General features: G+C 74.1%; 22 protein-coding genes. 10 read left to right on the top strand and 12 right to left on the bottom strand.

The genetic code is table 11. The annotated features are described in order from the left end of the window. Nucleotides 1-106: 106 nt before the first annotated feature. The 3 genes from ACH0A8_RS02000 to ACH0A8_RS01990 form a co-directional block, all read right to left on the bottom strand. Nucleotides 107-598, bottom strand: coding sequence for a pyridoxamine 5'-phosphate oxidase family protein (locus tag ACH0A8_RS02000; RefSeq protein WP_209685002.1), 492 nt, complete (start codon nt 596-598; stop codon nt 107-109). Nucleotides 599-1003: 405 nt separating this feature from the next. Further along, nucleotides 1004-1630 carry a hypothetical protein gene (locus tag ACH0A8_RS01995; protein ID WP_406906311.1) on the bottom strand — a complete coding sequence of 209 codons (627 nt, stop codon included), beginning with the start codon at nt 1628-1630 and terminating at the stop codon, nt 1004-1006. Between the two features lie 273 nt (nt 1631-1903). Next, the gene (locus tag ACH0A8_RS01990; RefSeq protein WP_235426353.1) at nt 1904-3013 is read right to left on the bottom strand and encodes an LLM class flavin-dependent oxidoreductase; all 1110 of its coding nucleotides are present in this window, start codon (nt 3011-3013) and stop codon (nt 1904-1906) included. A 114-nt stretch (nt 3014-3127) separates the two neighbouring features. Here ACH0A8_RS01990 and ACH0A8_RS01985 point away from each other — a divergent pair, with 114 nt between their 5' ends. Then, a complete protein-coding gene (locus ACH0A8_RS01985; RefSeq protein ID WP_066655390.1) occupies nt 3128-4057 on the top strand; it encodes an SDR family oxidoreductase in 930 nt (309 codons plus the stop codon). 58 nt (nt 4058-4115) lie between these two features. Here ACH0A8_RS01985 and ACH0A8_RS01980 read toward each other — a convergent pair whose 3' ends face one another. Continuing rightward, a complete protein-coding gene (locus tag ACH0A8_RS01980) occupies nt 4116-4883 on the bottom strand; it encodes an SGNH/GDSL hydrolase family protein (RefSeq protein WP_209685000.1) in 768 nt (255 codons plus the stop codon). An 87-nt stretch (nt 4884-4970) separates the two neighbouring features. After that, the gene (locus ACH0A8_RS01975) at nt 4971-5759 is read right to left on the bottom strand and encodes an NRDE family protein (protein WP_406906308.1); all 789 of its coding nucleotides are present in this window, start codon (nt 5757-5759) and stop codon (nt 4971-4973) included. 65 nt (nt 5760-5824) lie between these two features. Here ACH0A8_RS01975 and ACH0A8_RS01970 point away from each other — a divergent pair, with 65 nt between their 5' ends. From ACH0A8_RS01970 to ACH0A8_RS01940, 7 genes are all read left to right on the top strand, one after another. Then, nucleotides 5825-7111 (top strand): bifunctional phosphopantothenoylcysteine decarboxylase/phosphopantothenate synthase, encoded by a 1287-nt coding sequence (locus ACH0A8_RS01970; RefSeq protein ID WP_406906513.1) that lies wholly within the window; start codon nt 5825-5827, stop codon nt 7109-7111. Between the two features lie 45 nt (nt 7112-7156). Further along, nucleotides 7157-7555 carry a hypothetical protein gene (locus ACH0A8_RS01965; RefSeq protein WP_066655395.1) on the top strand — a complete coding sequence of 133 codons (399 nt, stop codon included), beginning with the start codon at nt 7157-7159 and terminating at the stop codon, nt 7553-7555. Beyond that, nucleotides 7552-8349, top strand: a complete 798-nt coding sequence (locus ACH0A8_RS01960) for a YqjF family protein (RefSeq protein WP_406906306.1) — start codon at nt 7552-7554, stop codon at nt 8347-8349. Before ACH0A8_RS01965 ends, ACH0A8_RS01960 begins: the two co-directional genes overlap by 4 nt. Further along, a complete protein-coding gene (locus ACH0A8_RS01955) occupies nt 8346-8777 on the top strand; it encodes a DUF1810 domain-containing protein (protein ID WP_066655400.1) in 432 nt (143 codons plus the stop codon). The genes ACH0A8_RS01960 and ACH0A8_RS01955 overlap by 4 nt, the downstream gene beginning before the upstream one ends. Nucleotides 8778-8884: 107 nt before the next feature. After that, nucleotides 8885-9547: a GntR family transcriptional regulator gene (locus tag ACH0A8_RS01950; protein ID WP_406906304.1), complete on the top strand. Its 663-nt coding sequence runs from the start codon at nt 8885-8887 to the stop codon at nt 9545-9547. Nucleotides 9548-9713: 166 nt separating this feature from the next. Beyond that, nucleotides 9714-10175, top strand: a complete 462-nt coding sequence (locus tag ACH0A8_RS01945; protein ID WP_209684997.1) for a MarR family winged helix-turn-helix transcriptional regulator — start codon at nt 9714-9716, stop codon at nt 10173-10175. A gap of 295 nt (nt 10176-10470) precedes the next feature. Further along, nucleotides 10471-11352: a phospholipase gene (locus tag ACH0A8_RS01940; RefSeq protein ID WP_406906302.1), complete on the top strand. Its 882-nt coding sequence runs from the start codon at nt 10471-10473 to the stop codon at nt 11350-11352. 124 nt (nt 11353-11476) lie between these two features. On the opposite strand, the gene ACH0A8_RS01935 is transcribed toward ACH0A8_RS01940, so the two are convergent. The 3 genes from ACH0A8_RS01935 to ACH0A8_RS01925 are packed head-to-tail and all read right to left on the bottom strand — an operon-like array spanning nt 11477 to nt 13001. Beyond that, nucleotides 11477-11785 carry a hypothetical protein gene (locus tag ACH0A8_RS01935; protein ID WP_251159616.1) on the bottom strand — a complete coding sequence of 103 codons (309 nt, stop codon included), beginning with the start codon at nt 11783-11785 and terminating at the stop codon, nt 11477-11479. Continuing rightward, the gene (locus ACH0A8_RS01930) at nt 11782-12456 is read right to left on the bottom strand and encodes a hypothetical protein (RefSeq protein ID WP_406906300.1); all 675 of its coding nucleotides are present in this window, start codon (nt 12454-12456) and stop codon (nt 11782-11784) included. Before ACH0A8_RS01930 ends, ACH0A8_RS01935 begins: the two co-directional genes overlap by 4 nt. Continuing rightward, the gene (locus tag ACH0A8_RS01925) at nt 12447-13001 is read right to left on the bottom strand and encodes an RNA polymerase sigma factor (RefSeq protein WP_066655417.1); all 555 of its coding nucleotides are present in this window, start codon (nt 12999-13001) and stop codon (nt 12447-12449) included. Before ACH0A8_RS01925 ends, ACH0A8_RS01930 begins: the two co-directional genes overlap by 10 nt. A gap of 98 nt (nt 13002-13099) precedes the next feature. Between ACH0A8_RS01925 and ACH0A8_RS01920 the strand changes: the two genes are divergently transcribed. After that, nucleotides 13100-13735: an MOSC domain-containing protein gene (locus ACH0A8_RS01920; protein WP_251154568.1), complete on the top strand. Its 636-nt coding sequence runs from the start codon at nt 13100-13102 to the stop codon at nt 13733-13735. On the opposite strand, the gene ACH0A8_RS01915 is transcribed toward ACH0A8_RS01920, so the two are convergent. Further along, nucleotides 13637-14119, bottom strand: a complete 483-nt coding sequence (locus ACH0A8_RS01915; RefSeq protein ID WP_209684992.1) for an MmcQ/YjbR family DNA-binding protein — start codon at nt 14117-14119, stop codon at nt 13637-13639. The two genes, ACH0A8_RS01920 and ACH0A8_RS01915, sit on opposite strands and share 99 nt — an antisense overlap. Before the next feature lie 131 nt (nt 14120-14250). Here ACH0A8_RS01915 and ACH0A8_RS01910 point away from each other — a divergent pair, with 131 nt between their 5' ends. Further along, entirely contained in the window at nt 14251-14550 is a 300-nt protein-coding gene (locus ACH0A8_RS01910; RefSeq protein ID WP_251154567.1) for an excalibur calcium-binding domain-containing protein, read from the top strand. A gap of 101 nt (nt 14551-14651) precedes the next feature. Here the strand turns inward: ACH0A8_RS01910 and epsC are convergent, their stop codons facing one another. The 3 genes from epsC to ACH0A8_RS01895 all read right to left on the bottom strand — a co-directional run bounded on the left by epsC (nt 14652) and on the right by ACH0A8_RS01895 (nt 17378). Continuing rightward, on the bottom strand, nt 14652-15236 hold the full coding sequence (gene epsC / locus ACH0A8_RS01905) for a serine O-acetyltransferase EpsC (protein ID WP_235426355.1): 585 nt from the start codon (nt 15234-15236) through the stop codon (nt 14652-14654). Then, nucleotides 15233-16171: a cysteine synthase A gene (cysK, locus tag ACH0A8_RS01900; RefSeq protein ID WP_066655424.1), complete on the bottom strand. Its 939-nt coding sequence runs from the start codon at nt 16169-16171 to the stop codon at nt 15233-15235. The genes epsC and cysK overlap by 4 nt, the downstream gene beginning before the upstream one ends. Before the next feature lie 172 nt (nt 16172-16343). Beyond that, complete coding sequence (locus ACH0A8_RS01895) at nt 16344-17378, bottom strand: dipeptidase (RefSeq protein ID WP_311206080.1); 1035 nt, start codon at nt 17376-17378, stop codon at nt 16344-16346. Nucleotides 17379-17380 lie beyond the last annotated feature (2 nt).

Below are 17380 nucleotides of genomic sequence, written 5' to 3'. Positions count from 1 at the left end.
GCGGAAGGCTCGCGGCACGCTCGCGGGACGCAACGTCGGCGGTTCCTCGCAGGGCTGTACCGCTGCGAGGGACCGCCGACGTTGCGTGGTGCGGAAGGGGGACGGGCTAGAGCTCGACGGTGCCGTGGTGGCCGGTGTCGGGCTGGCTCTGCTTGCCGATCGCGGCCTTCAGGGTCTGCACGAGGCTGCCGACCGGGCCGGTGTCCTGCGTCCAGTACTCGACCGAGTCGCCCTCGACGGTGAGGAGTCGGATGGTCGGGTCCTGTCGGCCGTCCGGGAACCACGCCTCGGCGAACGGGGACCAGAGTTCGTCGATGACGGACTCGTCGCGGGTGACCGTCGCCGTGCCCGCGATCGACAGGTACCCGCCCTGCGACTCGATGGCGACGTTGACGTGCGGGTTGCGCGCGATGTCCTCCACCTTCTCGCTGCCGTCCTGCACCAGGAAGCGGAGGGTCCCGTTGAACGCCTTGTCCTGCACGGCCAGCGGACGGGCGTGCAGCTGGCCGTCGTCGCTGACGGTGGTGAGCAGGGCGGTTCGAGCGCCGTGGACGATGTCCGAGATGGCTGCGCGGTGGTCTGCCTGCGTGTCGGTCATGATGCTCCTGTTCGTCGTGCGCCCCGTTGTGCTCGACGTCCGGCCGGGCACTGCCCGGGCGCGTTCCGTTCCCGCCAGTGTGCCCCTCGTCGCTGGGACCTGCCCGCCCGGGTTCCGGCCCCCGCACGAGTGGCTGCGGCGCGGACGCGTGCCGCGCGGGACCGGGCGTGCAGGGCGGGAACGGGCGCACCTGGCGAGAACGGCGCACCTGGCGAGAACGGCGCACCTGGCGAGAACGCGCGTCCCTGGCGAGGACGGGCGTACCTGGCCGTCCGAGAACAGCAGGTACGCCCGGAACGATCAGGTATCGCGGTCGTCGTGGGAAGGAACGGGTACGAACGGGCACCCACAGGCTCCGACCCAGCGACCCCACGCCGCACCGCCCGCGGGGCCGAGGGCGACGCGTCAGACGGCGGGCTCGCGGATCGTCGTCTCGACGTCGACGACCTGCGGGACGCGCGGCATCGAGGCGAAGCCGAACGCCACGGGCGGGTCGAGCGGGGCCAGGGACCCCAGCGGTTCCCCCGCCCAGGACCCCGAGACGGCGGTCACGTCGTGCGCCCCGGTCACGCCGTAGTACTCGCGGCGGCCACCTCCCGCGGTGCCGGCCGTGCCCGCGCCGGGAGCGACCAGTCGTGCGACCGGGTCGATCACGCTGAGCCACCGCGGATCACGCGCGATCGGCTTCGGCACGATGCGGAGCACCCGCCCGAGCGGTGAGATGGATCCGACGTCGATCGAGGCGCGGAGCGGGCCGGCGTCGAGCTCGAGACCACGAGCGGTGCGGCGGGCGTCGATGTCGACCACCGACACCGTGTCGAAGCGGTAGGTCCCGGAGACGTACGCGGCGACGATCTCGTCCGGCGCGAGGAGCACGCTCGATCCGTCCGGCTGCTCCACGAAGACGTCCGTGAAGGCTCCGAACGGCGACCGGTCCCACATGCCGACGACGAACCGCACACCGGACGTCGTGCCGACGCCCATGATGCGACCACGGAACCGACGCTCGACGATGTTGGGGCGGGGCGACATGCGGTGGACGGTACCCGGCGCTGCCGTGAGTCGGCGTGGCGGCGGTGGGGCGCGCCTCCCGGCCGACGGGATGCTGCCGGACCCGGCACAACGGGAAGCACCCCGCGCCACGGAATCCCGTGGTGCGGGGTGCTCCTCGTTGTGCACGAGCAGGCCGCACCGGCCCGCCCCGAGCAGCACCGGCCCGCCCCGAGCAGCACCGGCCCGCCCCGAGCAGCACCGAGCCGCCCCGAGCCGCACCGGCCCGCCGGCCCACCCCGAGGAGGCGTCCGCCTACGGCACCGGCACCGGCTCGGCGAGCAGCTCGCGCACCCGCGGTGCGACCCGCGTGCCGTAGAGCTCGATCGACCGCATCATGTCCTCGTGCGGCAGGCGACCCGTCGCGTACCGCATGTCGAAGCGCGAGACGCCGAGGATCCGCATGTTCCGGGCGATCTTCCGCGCCACCGTCTCCGGCGACCCGACGTACAGCGACCCGCCGGCGGACAGTCCCGCCTGGTACTGCGCGGCGTCGAGGGGCGGCCAGCCGCGCTCGCGGCCCAGCCGGTCGGTGACGGCCTTGTGGTACGGCCAGTAGCGCTCGGCTGCCTCGGCGTCGGTCTCGGCGACGAAGCCCGGCGAGTGCATCGCGATGGGCTGCTGCGGGAGCTCGAGCTGCGTGAGCGCCTGGCGGTACAGCCGCGAGAACGGGGCGAACTGCGCCGGCTGCCCGCCGATGATCGCGAGGAACAGCGGCAGGCCGTAGGACGCCGCACGGATGACGGACTGCGGCGAGCCGCCGACGCCGATCCAGGTCGGGATCGGGCCGTGCTCGAGCTTGGGGAAGACGTCCTGGTCGACGAGCGCCGCGCGCTTCGTGCCGGACCACGTCACCGCGTCCCCACCGCGCAGGGCGTTCCAGAGCTGCAGCTTCTCCTCGAACAGGACCTCGTAGTCGGCCAGGTCGTAGCCGAACAGCGGGAAGGACTCCGTGAACGAGCCGCGGCCGAGGATCACCTCGGCGCGCCCGTCCGACAGGGCGTCCACGGTGGCGAAGCGCTCGTACACGCGCACCGGGTCGTCCGAGGACAGGACGGTGACGGCGGAGCCCATGCGGATCGACGAGGTGCGGGCGGCGATGGCGGCGAGGACGACCTCGGGGGCGCTGACCACGAAGTCCTCGCGGTGGTGCTCCCCGACGCCGATGAAGTCGATCCCGACCTGGTCCGCGAGGACGGCCTGGTCGACGACGTCGCGGATGCTCTGCGCGTCCGAGCGGAGCGACCCGTCGGCACGCTCGGTGACGTCTCCGAAGGTGTCGAGGCCGAGCTGGACCGGCCCGATGCGCTCGGGTGCGGGCGGCGGGACGTCCGACGGGCGGTCGGTGCCGAATGCGTTGCTCATGTGCGCCTCCTGATCGATGCGTTTGCATGAACTGTAGCACCGCGGGAGCCGGACGTACAGCCCCGACGGCGCGCGCCCGGCGGGTCACCAGACCGCCGGCGTACCGTGCCGCGCATGGCGAACATCCCCGACCAGACCGGCCGTCGCATCGTCGTGACCGGCGCGAACAGCGGCACGGGCAAGGAGACCGCGAAGCGGCTCGCCGGTGCCGGCGCGAGCGTCGTGCTCGCCGTCCGCACCACCGCGAAGGGCGAGGACGCCGCGACCGAGATCCGCCGGGAGCACCCGGGCGCCGACCTCGAGGTGCGCGAGCTCGACCTCGCCGACCTCGCCAGCGTCCGCCGGTTCGCCGCGGGCATCGCCGACGACGGCCGTCCCCTCCACGTCCTGGTGAACAACGCCGGCGTGATGGCCCCGCCCGAGCGCTTCGAGACCGCGGACGGCTTCGAGCTGCAGTTCGGCACGAACTTCCTGGGACACCTGGCGCTCACGAACCTGCTGCTGCCGACGTTGCTCGGCACGGCCGCGGGCAGCGACGACGCCCGGCCCCCGCGCGTCGCGACGATGTCGAGCCTCGCCGCCATCCCCGGCAGCATCCGCTTCACCGACCCGCAGTGGGAGCGCGGCTACAACGGCTGGCGGGCCTACTCGCAGTCCAAGCTGGCCGACCTGCTCCTCGCGCTGCACCTGCACCGGCTGTCCGTCGAGCGGGACTGGCCACTCGTCAGCACGGCGGCCCACCCCGGCTACACGCGCACGAACCTGCAGTCCACGGGCCGCTCGCTCGGCCGGTCGCGTCCGGTCCGCGCGAGCGACCGCGCGCTCCCCTTCACGCAGGCGGTGGAGCAGGGCGCGGAGCCGCTGCTGTACGCCGCCGTCGGTCCGGCCGCGGTCGGCGGGGCCTACTACGGGCCGTCCGGGTTCGGGGGCCTGACCGGACCGACCACGACGGTCTCGGTGCCGCGCTCGGCGCGCAGTGCGGACCTCGCCCGGTCGCTCTGGGCGGTCGCCGAGGACCTCACCGACACGCACGCGCCCGCCTGACCGCTGGCTCGGCACCCGCACCGGCCGGGAGGCACGACCCGACCGCGTCCCGTCGGCGTCAGAACCGCAGGTGGTCGCGTGCGAACGCGTCGATCACCCCCGCCTCGAGGGCACGCTGTCCGCGGGCGGTCGGGTGCACGTCGTCGGACTGCATCCACTCCGGGTGGCCGGACAGCGGCTGCCCGACGTCGACGTAGGTGCCGCCGTCGCGCCGGGTCGCCCGCTGCAGGGCGTGCGAGATCGTCGCCAGCTGCGCCGGCGGGGCCTGCTCGTTCCACACGGCGCTCAGCCCCACCACCCGGGCTCCGGGCAGGTCGCGGTGGACGAGGGCCACGAGCTGGTCGGTGGCGCTCGTCACCTGTGCGTCGTCCTCGCCCAGGTCGTTCGAGCTCGCCTGCACGAAGACGACCCGGGGGCGCAGGTCGACCGCACGCTTGACGAGCCCCGGGTAGGCACTGGCGCACGCGTCCGGGTCCCCCGTGGCGACGACGCCGGCCCCGTCGCAGGACAGGTTCGTCAGCTGCCACCGTTCGGTCCGGGCGAGGAGCGCGGGCCAGGCCTGCTCCGGCGTCAGGCCGTGGCCGCCGCTCACCGAGTCGCCGATGACGACGATCCGCTCCCCCGGGGCGTGGTCCCAGGCGCGGCCGGTCGGGCTCGGCGAGGAGGCCGCGGCCACCGAGGAGTCCTCGCTGCAGCCGACGAGGGCGAGCGCGGTGAGGGCGGCGAGCGTCGTCGCGAGGACGGCTCGACCGCGGGGACGGCGCCGCGGAGCAGGGTCACCGATGCCCGCGACGGTGCGCGGGGACGGCCGTGTGGTCGGGGTCACGACGGGGACCGTACGCCGCCGGACCACGGCGGGACCGGCCGGTGCGCTGCTGCTCCTCACAGCATCGGGGACGTCCGGGCGGGACGATCACGCCCGGTGCAGCTCCACCGAGCCGTCGAGGCGTCCCGGGTGGGCGAGCCGCGCGTGCTGCAGCACCGTCCGACCGGGCCCGACCGCGGCGGCGACGACGGACAGCGTCGCGACGTGGCCGTCCGGCTCGACCGCGTCGCGCAGGATCGCGTCCGGGTGGTCCGGGGGCAGGGCCGCGGAGTCGGCGAGCACGCCGAACCAGCCGCTCCAGCCGTCGCCCGCGTCGTCGCCGAGGTCGGCGGTGCGGAGTTCGTCGAACGGGCCGAGCGCCGGCGGTCCGGCCGGCGCCGGGGCCGCGCGGAAGGCCTCGAGCCACCGGCCGACCCGCGGCGCGGCGGGGTCGTCCGGGGCTCCGTGGGTCACCATGTGCACGCCGGCCTCGAGCAGGGTCCTCCGCACCGCCCTGCCGTCCCAGGTGTCGACGGCGGCGCCCTCGGCCGTGGCCCGTACCAGGTTGAACGCACGCGTGGTCGGGAGCGAGCCGCCCGCGCCCGGCGCCGCGCCGGTCAGCGCGTCGAGCGGCAGCACGCCGCGGGTGGTCCAGGTGCCGTCGTCGCTCGGCACCGGTTCGGCACGGTTCAGCACGACGGCGAGCCCCGCGGCGTCGGACGCGGCGAGCCACGCTCCGCCGGCCGACCGGTCGCGCACACCCCGGACGGCGGGGTCGAGCTCGGGCCACCAGGCGGCGGGCGGGTCCCAGGGACGGTCGGGCGACTCGTCACGGAGCGCCAGCACGGTGACGGGCCACGCGGCGCCGGGGTCGACGCGGACGACGACGGTGCACATGGGCTCGATCCTCGCACGGCCGTCCGGGTAGCGTGACCGACGTGGATGCTGCAGCAGGTCGCCGTCTGTCCGTCGTCGTCGGGATCACCGGGGGCATCGCCGCCTACAAGGCCGTGGGTGTCGTCCGCGACCTCGTCAAGCGCGGCCACGACGTGCACGTCGTCCCGACCGAGGGTGCACTCCGCTTCGTCGGACTGCCGACGCTCGAGGCGCTGAGCCGGAACCCGGTCACGACGAGCGTCTGGGACGACGTGGCCGAGGTGCGGCACGTGGCGCTCGGACGCCGGGCGGACCTGGTCGTCGTCGCGCCCGCGACCGCCGACTCCCTGGCGCGGATGGCCCACGGACTCGCCGGGGACCTGCTCGGGACGACGCTGCTCGCGACCGAGGCGCCCGTGGTCGTCGCCCCCGCGATGCACCCGCAGATGTGGGAGCACCCCGCGACCCGGACGAACGTCCGGACCCTGCGCGACCGCGGGGTGCACTTCGTCGGGCCGGTGGTCGGCGCGCTGACGGGTGACGACGCCGGGATCGGCCGGATGGCGGAACCCGAGGACATCGCGGCCGCGGCGCTGGCGGTGCTCGACCGACCGACCGAAGCGGGCCGACGGGACCAGGGCGGCGCGGGCCTCCCGGCCGGTGCCGCAGCGGGGTCGGGGACGGGGGCGCGAGGTGACCAGGGTGACCTCGCCGGGGTGCGTGTCGTCGTGAGCGCCGGAGGGACGCGCGAGCCGTTCGACCCGGTGCGCTTCGTCGGCAACCGGTCGAGCGGTCGTCAGGGCGTGGCGATCGCCGCGGACGCCGTCCGACGCGGCGCGACCGTGACGCTCGTCGCCGCGAACGTGGACGCCGGGCTCACCGCGGAGCTCGGTGCGACCGTGGTGCCCGTCGGGTCCGCCGAGGAACTCGCCGACGCGGTGCACGCCGCGGCGGTCGACGCCGACGTGGTGGTGATGACCGCCGCGGTCGCGGACTACCGACCGGCCGAGGTCCGCCCCGACAAGCTGAAGAAGGACGACCAGGGCGACACCATGACCCTCGAGCTCGTCCGCAACCCCGACGTGCTGGCCGACCTCGTCCGAGCACGCCGCACGGGTCAGGTCATCGTCGGGTTCGCGGCGGAGACCGAGCCCGACCGCGAGGCCCGGATCGCCCTCGGACGCGCCAAGATCGCCCGGAAGCCGGCCGACCTGCTCGTCGTGAACCACGTCGGGTGGGACGCGGGCTTCGAACGCGAGGAGAACGCGATCGAGGTGCTCGTGCCCGGCGGCGACGTCGTCCGGGAGACCTCCGGCAGCAAGGCGGACGTCGCCACGGCGGTGCTCGACCTCGTCGCGACCGCCCTGACCTGAGCGACGCCCGACACCCGCTCGGGCGAGGGCGTGCACGATGGGCGCATGCGACGACGCGAGCGCGCCCGACGTGCCACCCGGACCGCCACCATGCTCGCCGTGCTCCTCGGCGGAGCCGGCGTCACCCACTTCCTGCGCCCGCGGGGCTACGACCGGATCGTGCCGGAGGGCCTCCCCCCGCGCCTGACCACGGTGGCCTCCGGCGTGGCCGAGCTCGGCATCGCCGCCGGACTCGCCGTGCCGGCCACGCGTCGCGCGTCCGGCTGGGCGGCAGCGGCACTGTTCCTGGCGGTCTTCCCCGCGAACGTCAAGATGGCCGCCGACCTCCTCGACAGCCCACGCGCAGGGCGCGCCGCACGGCTGGTCGGCGTCGCGCGGCTCCCGCTGCAGGCGCCGCTCGTGGCCTGGGCCGTGCGCGTCGGACGACACGCGCCACGACGGTGACCGACGCGGTCCGCCAGCGGGCGGCGGTCCCGCTCGTGCACCGGCCCGTCGCCGTGCACGCGTGGGAGGACATCGTGTTCGCGCACTGGCGGCGGGACCCGGCCTCGCTCGCCCGGCTCGTGCCACGCGGCACCCGGCCCGACGTGGTCGACGGCAGCGCGTGGGTGGGTCTGACCGCCTTCGTGTTCCGCGAGACGGCCCTCCCGCCGCTCCCGCCCTCACGACGACTCGGTTCGATGACCGAGGTCACGATCGAGATCGCGACCGTCGACACCAGGGGTCGCCACGGCATCGTCTACCGCACCGTCGACACCGGCCACGTCCCCGCCATCGTCGCCGCGAACACGCTGCTCGGCGTGCCGTACACGTTCTCCCACGTCCGGGCGACGCGTCGCGGGGACACCCTCGACCACCGGTCGGTCCGGCACCCGGCCCGGGCGACGCACCCGGTCCGCTGGGCGCGGGCGCTCGTGCACGCGGGGAACGCACGCCCGCCGCGACCCCGCCCGCGGCACGACGTCCTCGTCCGGGTCACCGCGGGCGACGTCGTGGACACGCCGCTCGCCGCCGCGCTCACCACGCGCGCCGGCATCCACGCGCGGCACCTGGCGCAGACGCTCTTCTGGCAGCGGCAGCACGCGCCGCTGACCGTCCGCAGCGCCCGGCTCGAGCGGCTCGAGGGCGACCTACCGGACGCCGTCGGGCTGCCCGGGCTCCTCGACCGCGACCCCGACTCACTGCTCGTCGTGGACGCGACGACCGTGCGCTACGCGTGGGGCGAGGTGGTCCGGTGAGCGACGACCCGTTCGACCTCGACCGGTTCGTGCGTGCGCAGGAGGGCGTCCACGAGCAGGCACTCGCGGAGCTGGCGGCCGGCCGGAAGCGGTCGCACTGGATGTGGTTCGTGTTCCCGCAGCTCGCCGGCCTCGGGCGCAGTGCGACGGCGCAGCGGTACGCGATCGAGGGGCTCGCCGAGGCGCGGGCGTTCCTGGCACACCCCGTGCTCGGTCCGCGCCTGCTCGAGGCTGCCCGCACCGTCGTCGACGCACCGGCCCGGAGCGCGGACGACCTGTTCGGTGGGATCGACGCGCTGAAGGCGCGGTCGTCGGCGACCCTGTTCGCCAGGGCCGCCGAGGACCCGGCTCCGTTCCGTGCCCTGCTGGACCGGTGGTTCGACGGGACCGAGGACCCGGTGACGGTCCGGCTGCTCGACGCCACCTGAGGCACGGCGGCCGACGGACGACCGTTCACATATCAGGTACGGTGATCAGGCGTCGACACCGACCGGTCCGGCGCTCCCGACCGTCCACCGAGAACGAGGACACCCGCATGCCGGTCCCCAGCAGCGCCCCCACCGAGCACCAGCTGCTCCGCGACACCGTCCGCCACAAGATCCACGCCGCGATCATGGACGGCACGCTCGAGCCCGGTGAACGCCTCAACGACGACGAGCTCATCGCCTGGCTCGGCGTCTCCCGCACCCCGATCCGCGAGGCCCTCAGCCAGCTCGCCCGCGCCGGTCTCATCGAGATGGCACCGAACCGGTACACCCGGGTCACCACCCCGAAGGCCGAGGAGGTGGTCGAGGCGATGCAGACCCTCGGCGTGCTGTTCGGCGGGGTCGTCCGGCTGGCCGTCCCCCGGCTCACGGCACCGACGCGGAAGAAGATCCTGGCGCAGCTCGACCGCACGATCACCGAGCTCGAGGCGCACGACGTCCCCGCCGTCAACCACGACGCGCTCTCGGTCTTCGGGCTGTACGTCGACGCCTGCGGCAACGAGAACCTGCAGCGGGTGTGCCGCGACACGACGGACGGTCTCGCGTTCCGCCTGCGCCTGCCGAACCTCGACGAGCTCATCGACTGGGACCAGCTGACCGCGGACTTCCGCCGGCTGCGCGACGCGACCGAGAGCGGTGACAACATCGCCGCCGAGCTCGCGACCGAGGCGATCCACCTGCTCCCGGGCGAGAAGCGGTACCGCTCGAGCTGAGCACACCTGTCACGTCGTACAGGAACGCCCGTCCCGGACCTCGGGACGGGCGATCACGCACGCGGCGTCAGCACCCCGCACGGCACTCGGTCACACGCCCGTGGGGACCGGTAGCATCGCTCCGACCCGCTCGAACAGCCTCGACCCGACGACCCGGGAGCACCGCATGAGCCACCGCCAGCCGGACCGCACCGAGATCGCCGCGCGCCTCGCCGCCGCCGTCGGACGCATCAACCGCCGTGCACGCACCGACTCGGCCGCGCTGGGCTACGGGCTCGTCTCCGCACTCGCGACGATCCAGGCCGAGGGACCCCTGCGCCCCGGCGACCTGTCGCGGATCGAGGTCGTCACGAAGCCCACGATGACGCGCATCCTCACCGAGCTCGAGCAGCGCGGCTTCATCGAACGCGAGGCCGACCCGCGGGACGGCCGGGCGTTCATGGTGTCGGCCACCCCCGCTGGCATCGCTGCCGTCGAACGGGCCCGCTCCGACCGCACCGGCATCGTCGCCGGGCTCATCGCGGACCTGCCCGACGACGACGTCGACTCCATCGCCGCCGCCCTCTCCGCCCTCGAACGGATCGGCCAGGGCGAGCGCTCCCAGGAAGCACACACCTCCGGGCGCTGATCCGGCGGCGTCAGCACCGTTACCCAACCGTTACCAAGGGGTGGACGGACGGTTCTGCCAGGGCTTCCGGACGGGCTGTCCAGGCTGACACGTCATCGTGACGGCTTCGCCCGAGCAGGCGGCCACCCGGTCGCCCAGCGGCGGACGGACGGGCCCCACACCACCGTCCGGTCCTCCCCCGGCTCGCGGCTCCCCCACGACGGCCGTCCCGACGGTCGTGCACGCTCCCCCACACCCGCGTGCCCGATCCGGCGTGCCCGGGAGTCGCCCTCCAGCCGGCCGACCACCGGAACCGATGACGCGAACCACCCCCGAAGCCCCCATCACCGCGACCACCCGACGCCAGGCGCTCGACACCCCGAGCCGCCGTGTCCGCCGTGCGCTCCGCAGTCGCGCCGCCCTCGTCGTCGGGGGCGTTGCCGCCGTCGCCCTCGTCGGCGGACTCGCCACCGTCGGCACACAGCCGGCCATCGGCGAGGCCATCGGCGTCCCCTCCGCGAGCGCCTCGGCCACCCCCGCGCTGCACGGCGCGGACCTCGACCGCGCCCAGGCCGCCGCGACCATCGCGACCGCCCGAACGGTGCTCGCCGACGCGAACGACAAGACCGACACGCGCGCCCTCGAACGCCAGGTCGCAGCCCTGTCGGACTACCGCGGCATGTCCGGCTCCGCGATCACCACCCGCATCGCCTCGACCGTCGACGCCACGACGCAGGTCGCCGACGAGAGCGCGTCCCAGGACAGGGCGGACGCCGACGCGGCGGCAGCGGCAGCAGCGCAGGCGAAGGCCGACGCCGAGGCGAAGGCCGCAGCCGAGCGTGCGGCAGCGGAGGCCGCGGCAGCAGCCGAGCGCCTCGCCGCTGCGAACACCGTCGCCGGCGCCAAGGCCACGGCGTCCTCGATGGCGTCTTCGCAGTACGGCTGGGGCTCCGCGCAGTTCCAGTGCCTCGACAACCTGTGGACCAAGGAGTCCGGCTGGGACTACCGGGCCGTCAACCCGAACGGTGGCGCGACGGGCATCCCGCAGGCGCTCCCCGGCTCGAAGATGGCCACGGTCGCGGCCGACTGGCAGACCAACGCCACCACCCAGATCACCTGGGGGCTGCGGTACATCAGCGCGGCCTACGGCACGCCCTGTGCCGCGTGGGCCCACTCGCAGGCGAACAACTTCTACTGAGCCGCGAGCGGGTGACGGGCGTCACCGGATGACGGACGGGAGGCACGGTGCCGGCGGGCGCCGTGCCTCCCGTCCGTCCCGTGGTCCGTCGTCGCCCTGCCGCCGTGCGAGCGAGCCCGTCCGGTCAGCCGACGCGCGCGATGCGCACGTCCACGCGGCCGAGCGCGAGCCCGCGCTCGCCTGCGACGCGGAGCGCGGCGTCGTGCGCCGCACGCGCCGCAGCCCGCGCGGGAGCCGATCCGTCGGTGCCGATGACGACGCGGAGGACGTCGTCGTCGAGCACCACCCGGGACACCGGCGCACGCGAGGCGAGCCGCCGGGCGGACTCGACCGCGCTGCCGAGGGTCGGCCGCGCGCGGTACAGGTCGGCGACGCCGGGCGCCGCGAGGACCGCGGCCTCGATCGCCGCGGCCGTCTCGTCGTCGATGCTCATGCGAGGCCCTCCTCGTCGGTCGCTCCGGGCGCTGCCTGGTCCCCGTCGTGCGCGGGCGGGAGCGGGGGCAGGAGGTCACGGACGTGCACGTCGACCGCCTCGACACGGAGATCGGTCTGCTCGGCGAGGATCTCACCGACGGCCTGGCGGACGTGCTCGGCGGTGGCGTGGATCGGTGCCCCCGACCGGATCGCCAGCTCGACCAGGACCCGGACGGGTGCATCGAGCAGCGTGACGTCGCCCTGCAGCGCGCAGCGGGCGATCACGACACCGGGGACGACGTCCCCGGCGGTCCGGACCAGGGACCGGATGGCTCCCTCGGTCATCACGGGACGCTCGGTCGGGACGGACGGGCGCAGCGGGACGTCGCGACCGGCGCGGGCCTCGAGCGAGATGTTCGCCAGGACACCGCCGATCCACGACTCGTCCGCGGGTGCCTCCTGCTCAGCGGCGGTGTCGAGCGAGCCGAGGGACGACTGTCGGAGCCGGACGAGTGCGGCGAGCGCGTTCTGGCACGCCGCGGAGTCGTCGATGCTCGGGTCGGCCGGTTGCAACCCGGCGTCCAGGTAGTCCGCGAGCTCGTCGATGGTGTGGCCGTCGAGGTCCTCGGGTTCGAGCGCGTCGAGCGGTACTTCGTCGGGGCGCGTGCGGTCGGGTCCGGTCATCGCCATGCCTCCATGAGACGGATCATGTTCTTCCTCGCACGCGAGAGCAGGCCACGCACGGTCGACACCGGCAGGTCGAGCTCCTCGGCGATGTCCTCGTAGCGGTACTCGAGCATCTCCTTCATCACCCAGCACCGTCGCTGCGCCTCGGGGAGCTCGGCGAGGGCGGTCTCGACCGCCTCCTCGCGGGACCGGGCCTCGGCGACCCGCTCGGGAGCGTCGTCCCGCGGTGCCGCGACCTCGAGCTCGGTGACGTCGAGGTGCTCGCGCCGCGCCCGGATGCGGTCGATGCACTTGCGACTGAGGATCCGCATGAGCCACGACTTGACCTTGGCGCCGTCGTCGAGCGCGTCGAGCCGGTTCCACGCGGTGATGAAGGTCTCCTGCACGACGTCGTCGAGCTCGTCGGTCGATCCGAGGGTCCGCCGGGCGTAGGCCCGGAGCAGGGGTGTGTACCGCCGGATCAGGACCTCGAACGCCCGGACGTCGCCGTCGGACGAGCGGCCCGCGAGGACGGCGTCGTCGAGGTCGGCGAGGGGCTGGTACGGCACACCACCCTTCTACCGGTCAGTGGTGGAGGAAGTCTGGGCGGGTGGCCGCGCACGACGGTGGGCTCGGCTCCGTGACCCCGGTGCGCCAGGATGTGGGCATGAGCCACGTCACCGCCGTCTGCCGCGTCGACCAGCTGCTCCGCGACTCCGGCACGATCGGCATCACCGCCATCGACAAGCGCCCGGTCGTGGGGCCCGTCCGTGTCCGCCCGCTCGGGCTCCACGCCGACGTGCAGGCGGACCGCAAGCACCACGGCGGCGAGGACCAGGCGGTGTACGCCTACGCCGACGAGGACGCCGCGTACTTCGCCGAGGCCCTGGGGCGCGACGTCCCACCCGGGCTGTTCGGCGAGAATCTCCGCACGAGCGGGGTCGACGTCACGGGTGCCGTCACGGGCGAGCGGTGGCGCATCGGCGAGACGCTCGAACTCGAGGTGACCATCCCACGGGTGCCGTGCGGGACCTTCGCCCGCCGGATGGGGATCCCCGGCTGGGTGAAGCGGTTCGCCGCGGAGAACCGGCCGGGTGCCTACCTCCGGGTCCTGCACAGCGGACCGGTGGCAGCCGGCGACCCGGTGGTCGTCACACACCGCCCGGAGCACGGCGTCACGATCGGCGAGATCTCGGCCGGCCCGTCACCCGAGCGGGCCCGCGCGGTGCTGGACTCCGGCGACCGACTCGCCCCGACGGTCGTCCGTGACCTCGCGAAGGTCCTCGCGCGCGGCCGGGTCTGACCCTTCCGCCCGACGGCCCGCTGCCGGGTCGAGGGGGCGCCGGTTCCGCGGGAGACCGGCGACGACCAGGTCGTACGAGTTCGCCACGAGGTCCTCGACCATGGTCTCGTCGAGACCGTCCCCCGGTGACAGCGTGATCCAGTGACGCTTGTCCATGTGCCACCCCGGGCTGATCTCGGCGTGGTCTCGGACGAGTGCCGCCCCGTGCGGCGGCGCGCACTTCAGGTTGACGATGGGCACTCCGCGCAACGTCGTGGCGAGCACGAACATCCGGCCGACCACCTTGTGGACGACGGACTGCTCGCCGAAGGGCTGCGTCTCCTCGACCGCGGGCAGGGCCAGTGCCGTCCGGAAGGTCACCTCGTGCAGTGCTGCGCCGTCCATCGCACCAGCATGCCGCACACGCCTCGTTCGGGGGGATCAAGGAATGAGTGCTGCTCGGGTACGCTCGGTCCGCCGTGCACCCGACGCGGCGGCCGCGCGAGCGGTCACGACCCGTCCCATGGGAAGAACCCGTGCGCATCATCCACAGCCTCGGCGTCGCCGCCGTCACCACCGCTCTCGCCGCGTCCGTCGTGCTCGGCGGCGCGACCACCGCCTCCGCCGCGCCGAAGACCTACGCGAACTGCACCGCCGTCCACAAGGTGTACTCCGGTGGCATCGCGAAGAAGTCGGTGACGAAGAACCGGGTGACCTCCGGCGGGAAGACCACCTACCGCGCACTCAAGGGCACCGTCAAGAAGGACGACGCGCTCTACGAGGCCAACAAGAAGATGGATCGCGACGGCGACGGGATCGCCTGCGAGAAGAGCTGACGTCCGCCGGACCGAGCGTTCGGCCAGGCGGGCGACGGACCGCTCGGTCGACCGGGGCGCTCGATCGCCCGGCGCTCGCGGCCGCCCGCGGCCGCCCGCGGTCAGAGCGTCGGGACGCCCTCGTGCCCCGACCTCGGCCGGGCCGTACCGGCGACGCCGGTGACGACGGAGCCCGCGGGGACGTCCTTCGTCACGACCGTGTTCGCGCCGACCACGGAGTCCGCGCCGATCGTGATCGCGCCGATCAGCGACGACCCGGCACCGAGCACCACGCGGTCACCCACGGTCGGGTGCCGCCGCCGCCCCGGACCGTGCTCGCCCCCGCGCCCGCCGAGCGTGACGCCGTGGAACACCAGCACGTCGTCACCGATGACCGCCGTCTCCCCGATCACGACGCCGAGGCCGTGGTCGATGAAGAAGCGCCGGCCGATGCGGGCGCCGGGGTGGATCTCGATGCCCGTGATCGATCGAGCGACCTGCGCGACCACCCGGGCCGCGAACCGGGATCCAGGGAGACCACGCGCGAGCCACAACCGGTGCGTGAACCGGTAGGTCCAGATCGCGTGCAGCCCCGAGTAGACCACCGCGTTCTCCAGGTCACCCCGGGCAGCGGGGTCACCGCGGCGTGCCGCAGCGAGATCCTCGCGGACCCGCCACAGCACGCCGCGTCGGACGGCACGCGTCACGCAGTGAGTCCCTCGAACAGCGGCGTGGACAGGTAGCGCTCGCCGGTGTCGCACACGATCGCGACCACGCGCTTGCCGGCGTTCTCCGGACGGGCGGCGATCTCGACGGCGGCGTGGATGATCGCGCCCGACGAGATGCCGGCCAGGATGCCCTCCTCGGTCCCGAGCGCGCGGGCGACCCGGAGTGCGTCGTCGAGCTCGACGTCGAACACCTCGTCGATGACCTCACGGTCGAGGACCTCGGGGACGAAGTTGGCGCCGATCCCCTGGATCTTGTGCGGCCCCGCCTTGCCCTCGGTCAGCAGCGGGGAGTCCTTCGGCTCGACGGCGACGATCTGCACGCCCGGCACGCGCTCCTTGAGCACCTGACCGACACCCGTGATCGTCCCGCCGGTCCCGACACCGGCGACGAAGACGTCGACGTGGCCCTCGGTGTCGCGGAGGATCTCCTCCGCCGTGGTCCTGCGGTGGATCGCGGCGTTCGCGGCCGTCTCGAACTGGTGGGCCAGGATCGCGCCGGGGGTCTCGTCGACGATCTGGCCTGCGCGCGCCACGGCGCCCTTCATGCCCTCGGAACCCGGGGTCAGGACGATCTCGGCGCCGAAGGCACGGATCAGGGCACGCCGCTCGACGCTCATCGTCTCGGGCATCGTGATGACGACGCGGTAGCCGCGGGCGGCGCCGACCAGCGCCAGGGCGATGCCGGTGTTGCCGGACGAGCCCTCGACGACGGTGCCGCCGGGGCGCAGCTCGCCGGACTCCTCGGCCGCGTCGATGATCGCGACACCGAGGCGGTCCTTGACGCTCGAGCCCGGGTTGTAGAACTCGAGCTTCGCGAGGACCTCGGCGCCGTCGGCCTTCGGCAGGCGGTTGAGCCGGACGAGCGGGGTGTTGCCGAACGCCTGCGAGATGTTGTCGTAGATGGTGCCGGTCATCCGTTGTCGTCCTCCGGGTCGAGTTCTCACGCCGTCGGTGGCGGCGCTGCGGTCCGCTCGCGATCCTAGCGACGGCGCCCGGTGTTCCCCTGTCGATGACGCCCCTTGACACGGCGGGCGCACACCGCGTCTCCCGGCCGCCCCTGCCCCACCGCGCTCGCGCCCGCGCGGCTCAGCGCAGCGCGCTCCGCGCGAACCGCTCGTCCGTCGCCTCGAGGACCCGTAGCACGTTCCCCCCGGCGAGCGCCCGCAGGTCGTCGTCACCCCAGCCGCGTCGCCGCAGCTCCTCCGCGAGCACCGGGTACCGCGACACGTCCCGCAGGTCCGGCGGCAGCACGGGCGTGCCGTCGTAGTCGCCACCGAGGCCCAGGTGGGCCGCGCCCGCGACCTCACGGGCGTGGTCGACGTGGTCGGCGACGTCCGCCACCGTGACGAGCGGCGGTTCCCCCTCGGACCCCGCTTCCTCCCAGTCGGCCCACGCGCGGGAGACGAACTTCGGCACGAAGGTGATCATCACGACGCCCCCGTTGTCGGCGAGCCGGGCGAGCACGTCGTCGGGCACGTTCCGCGGGTGGTCGTCGACGGCGACGGTGGACGAGTGGCTGAACACGACCGGTTGCGTCGCGACGTCGAGGGTGTCGCGCATCGTCGCCGGCGCGGTGTGCGACAGGTCGACGAGCATGCCGATCCGCTCCATCTCGGCGACGACCTCGCGTCCGCGGTCGGTCAGGCCGCCGTGTGCCCGGGCACCGGTGGCCGAGTCGGCCCAGGTCGTGTCGTCGTTGTGCGTCAGCGTCATGTAGCGGACGCCGAGCCGGGCGAAGGACCGGAGCACCGCGAGGTCGTCGCCGATGGAGTGCCCGCCCTCGGCGCCGAGCAGCGACGCGATCCGTCCGGCGTCGACGGCGGTGCGCAGTTCGGCAGCGGTGCGGACGAAGGTCAGGTCGTCGGGGTACCGCGCGATGATCCGGTGCGCGGTGTCGATCTGCTGCAGGGTGGTGCGCACCGGGTCCGGGTCGTCCGACGGCACGAACACCGACCAGAACTGGCCCACGACGCCGCCGGCCCGGAGCTTCGGCAGGTCGGTGTGCAGCGTGCCCTGTTCGCGGTCGATGCCCTCGACGCCGGAGTGGTGCGACTCGCGACGTTCCCAGGGGAGGTCGTTGTGTCCGTCGATGACCGGGAAGGCGAGGGTGTCGAACGTCATGT

It is taken from the genome of Curtobacterium sp. 179-B 9B NHS (genome assembly GCF_045370965.1).
Classification (GTDB): domain Bacteria; phylum Actinomycetota; class Actinomycetes; order Actinomycetales; family Microbacteriaceae; genus Curtobacterium.
The sequence above is the reverse complement of the archived record's forward strand: the minus strand, read 5'-3'. Positions and strand labels throughout refer to the sequence as shown.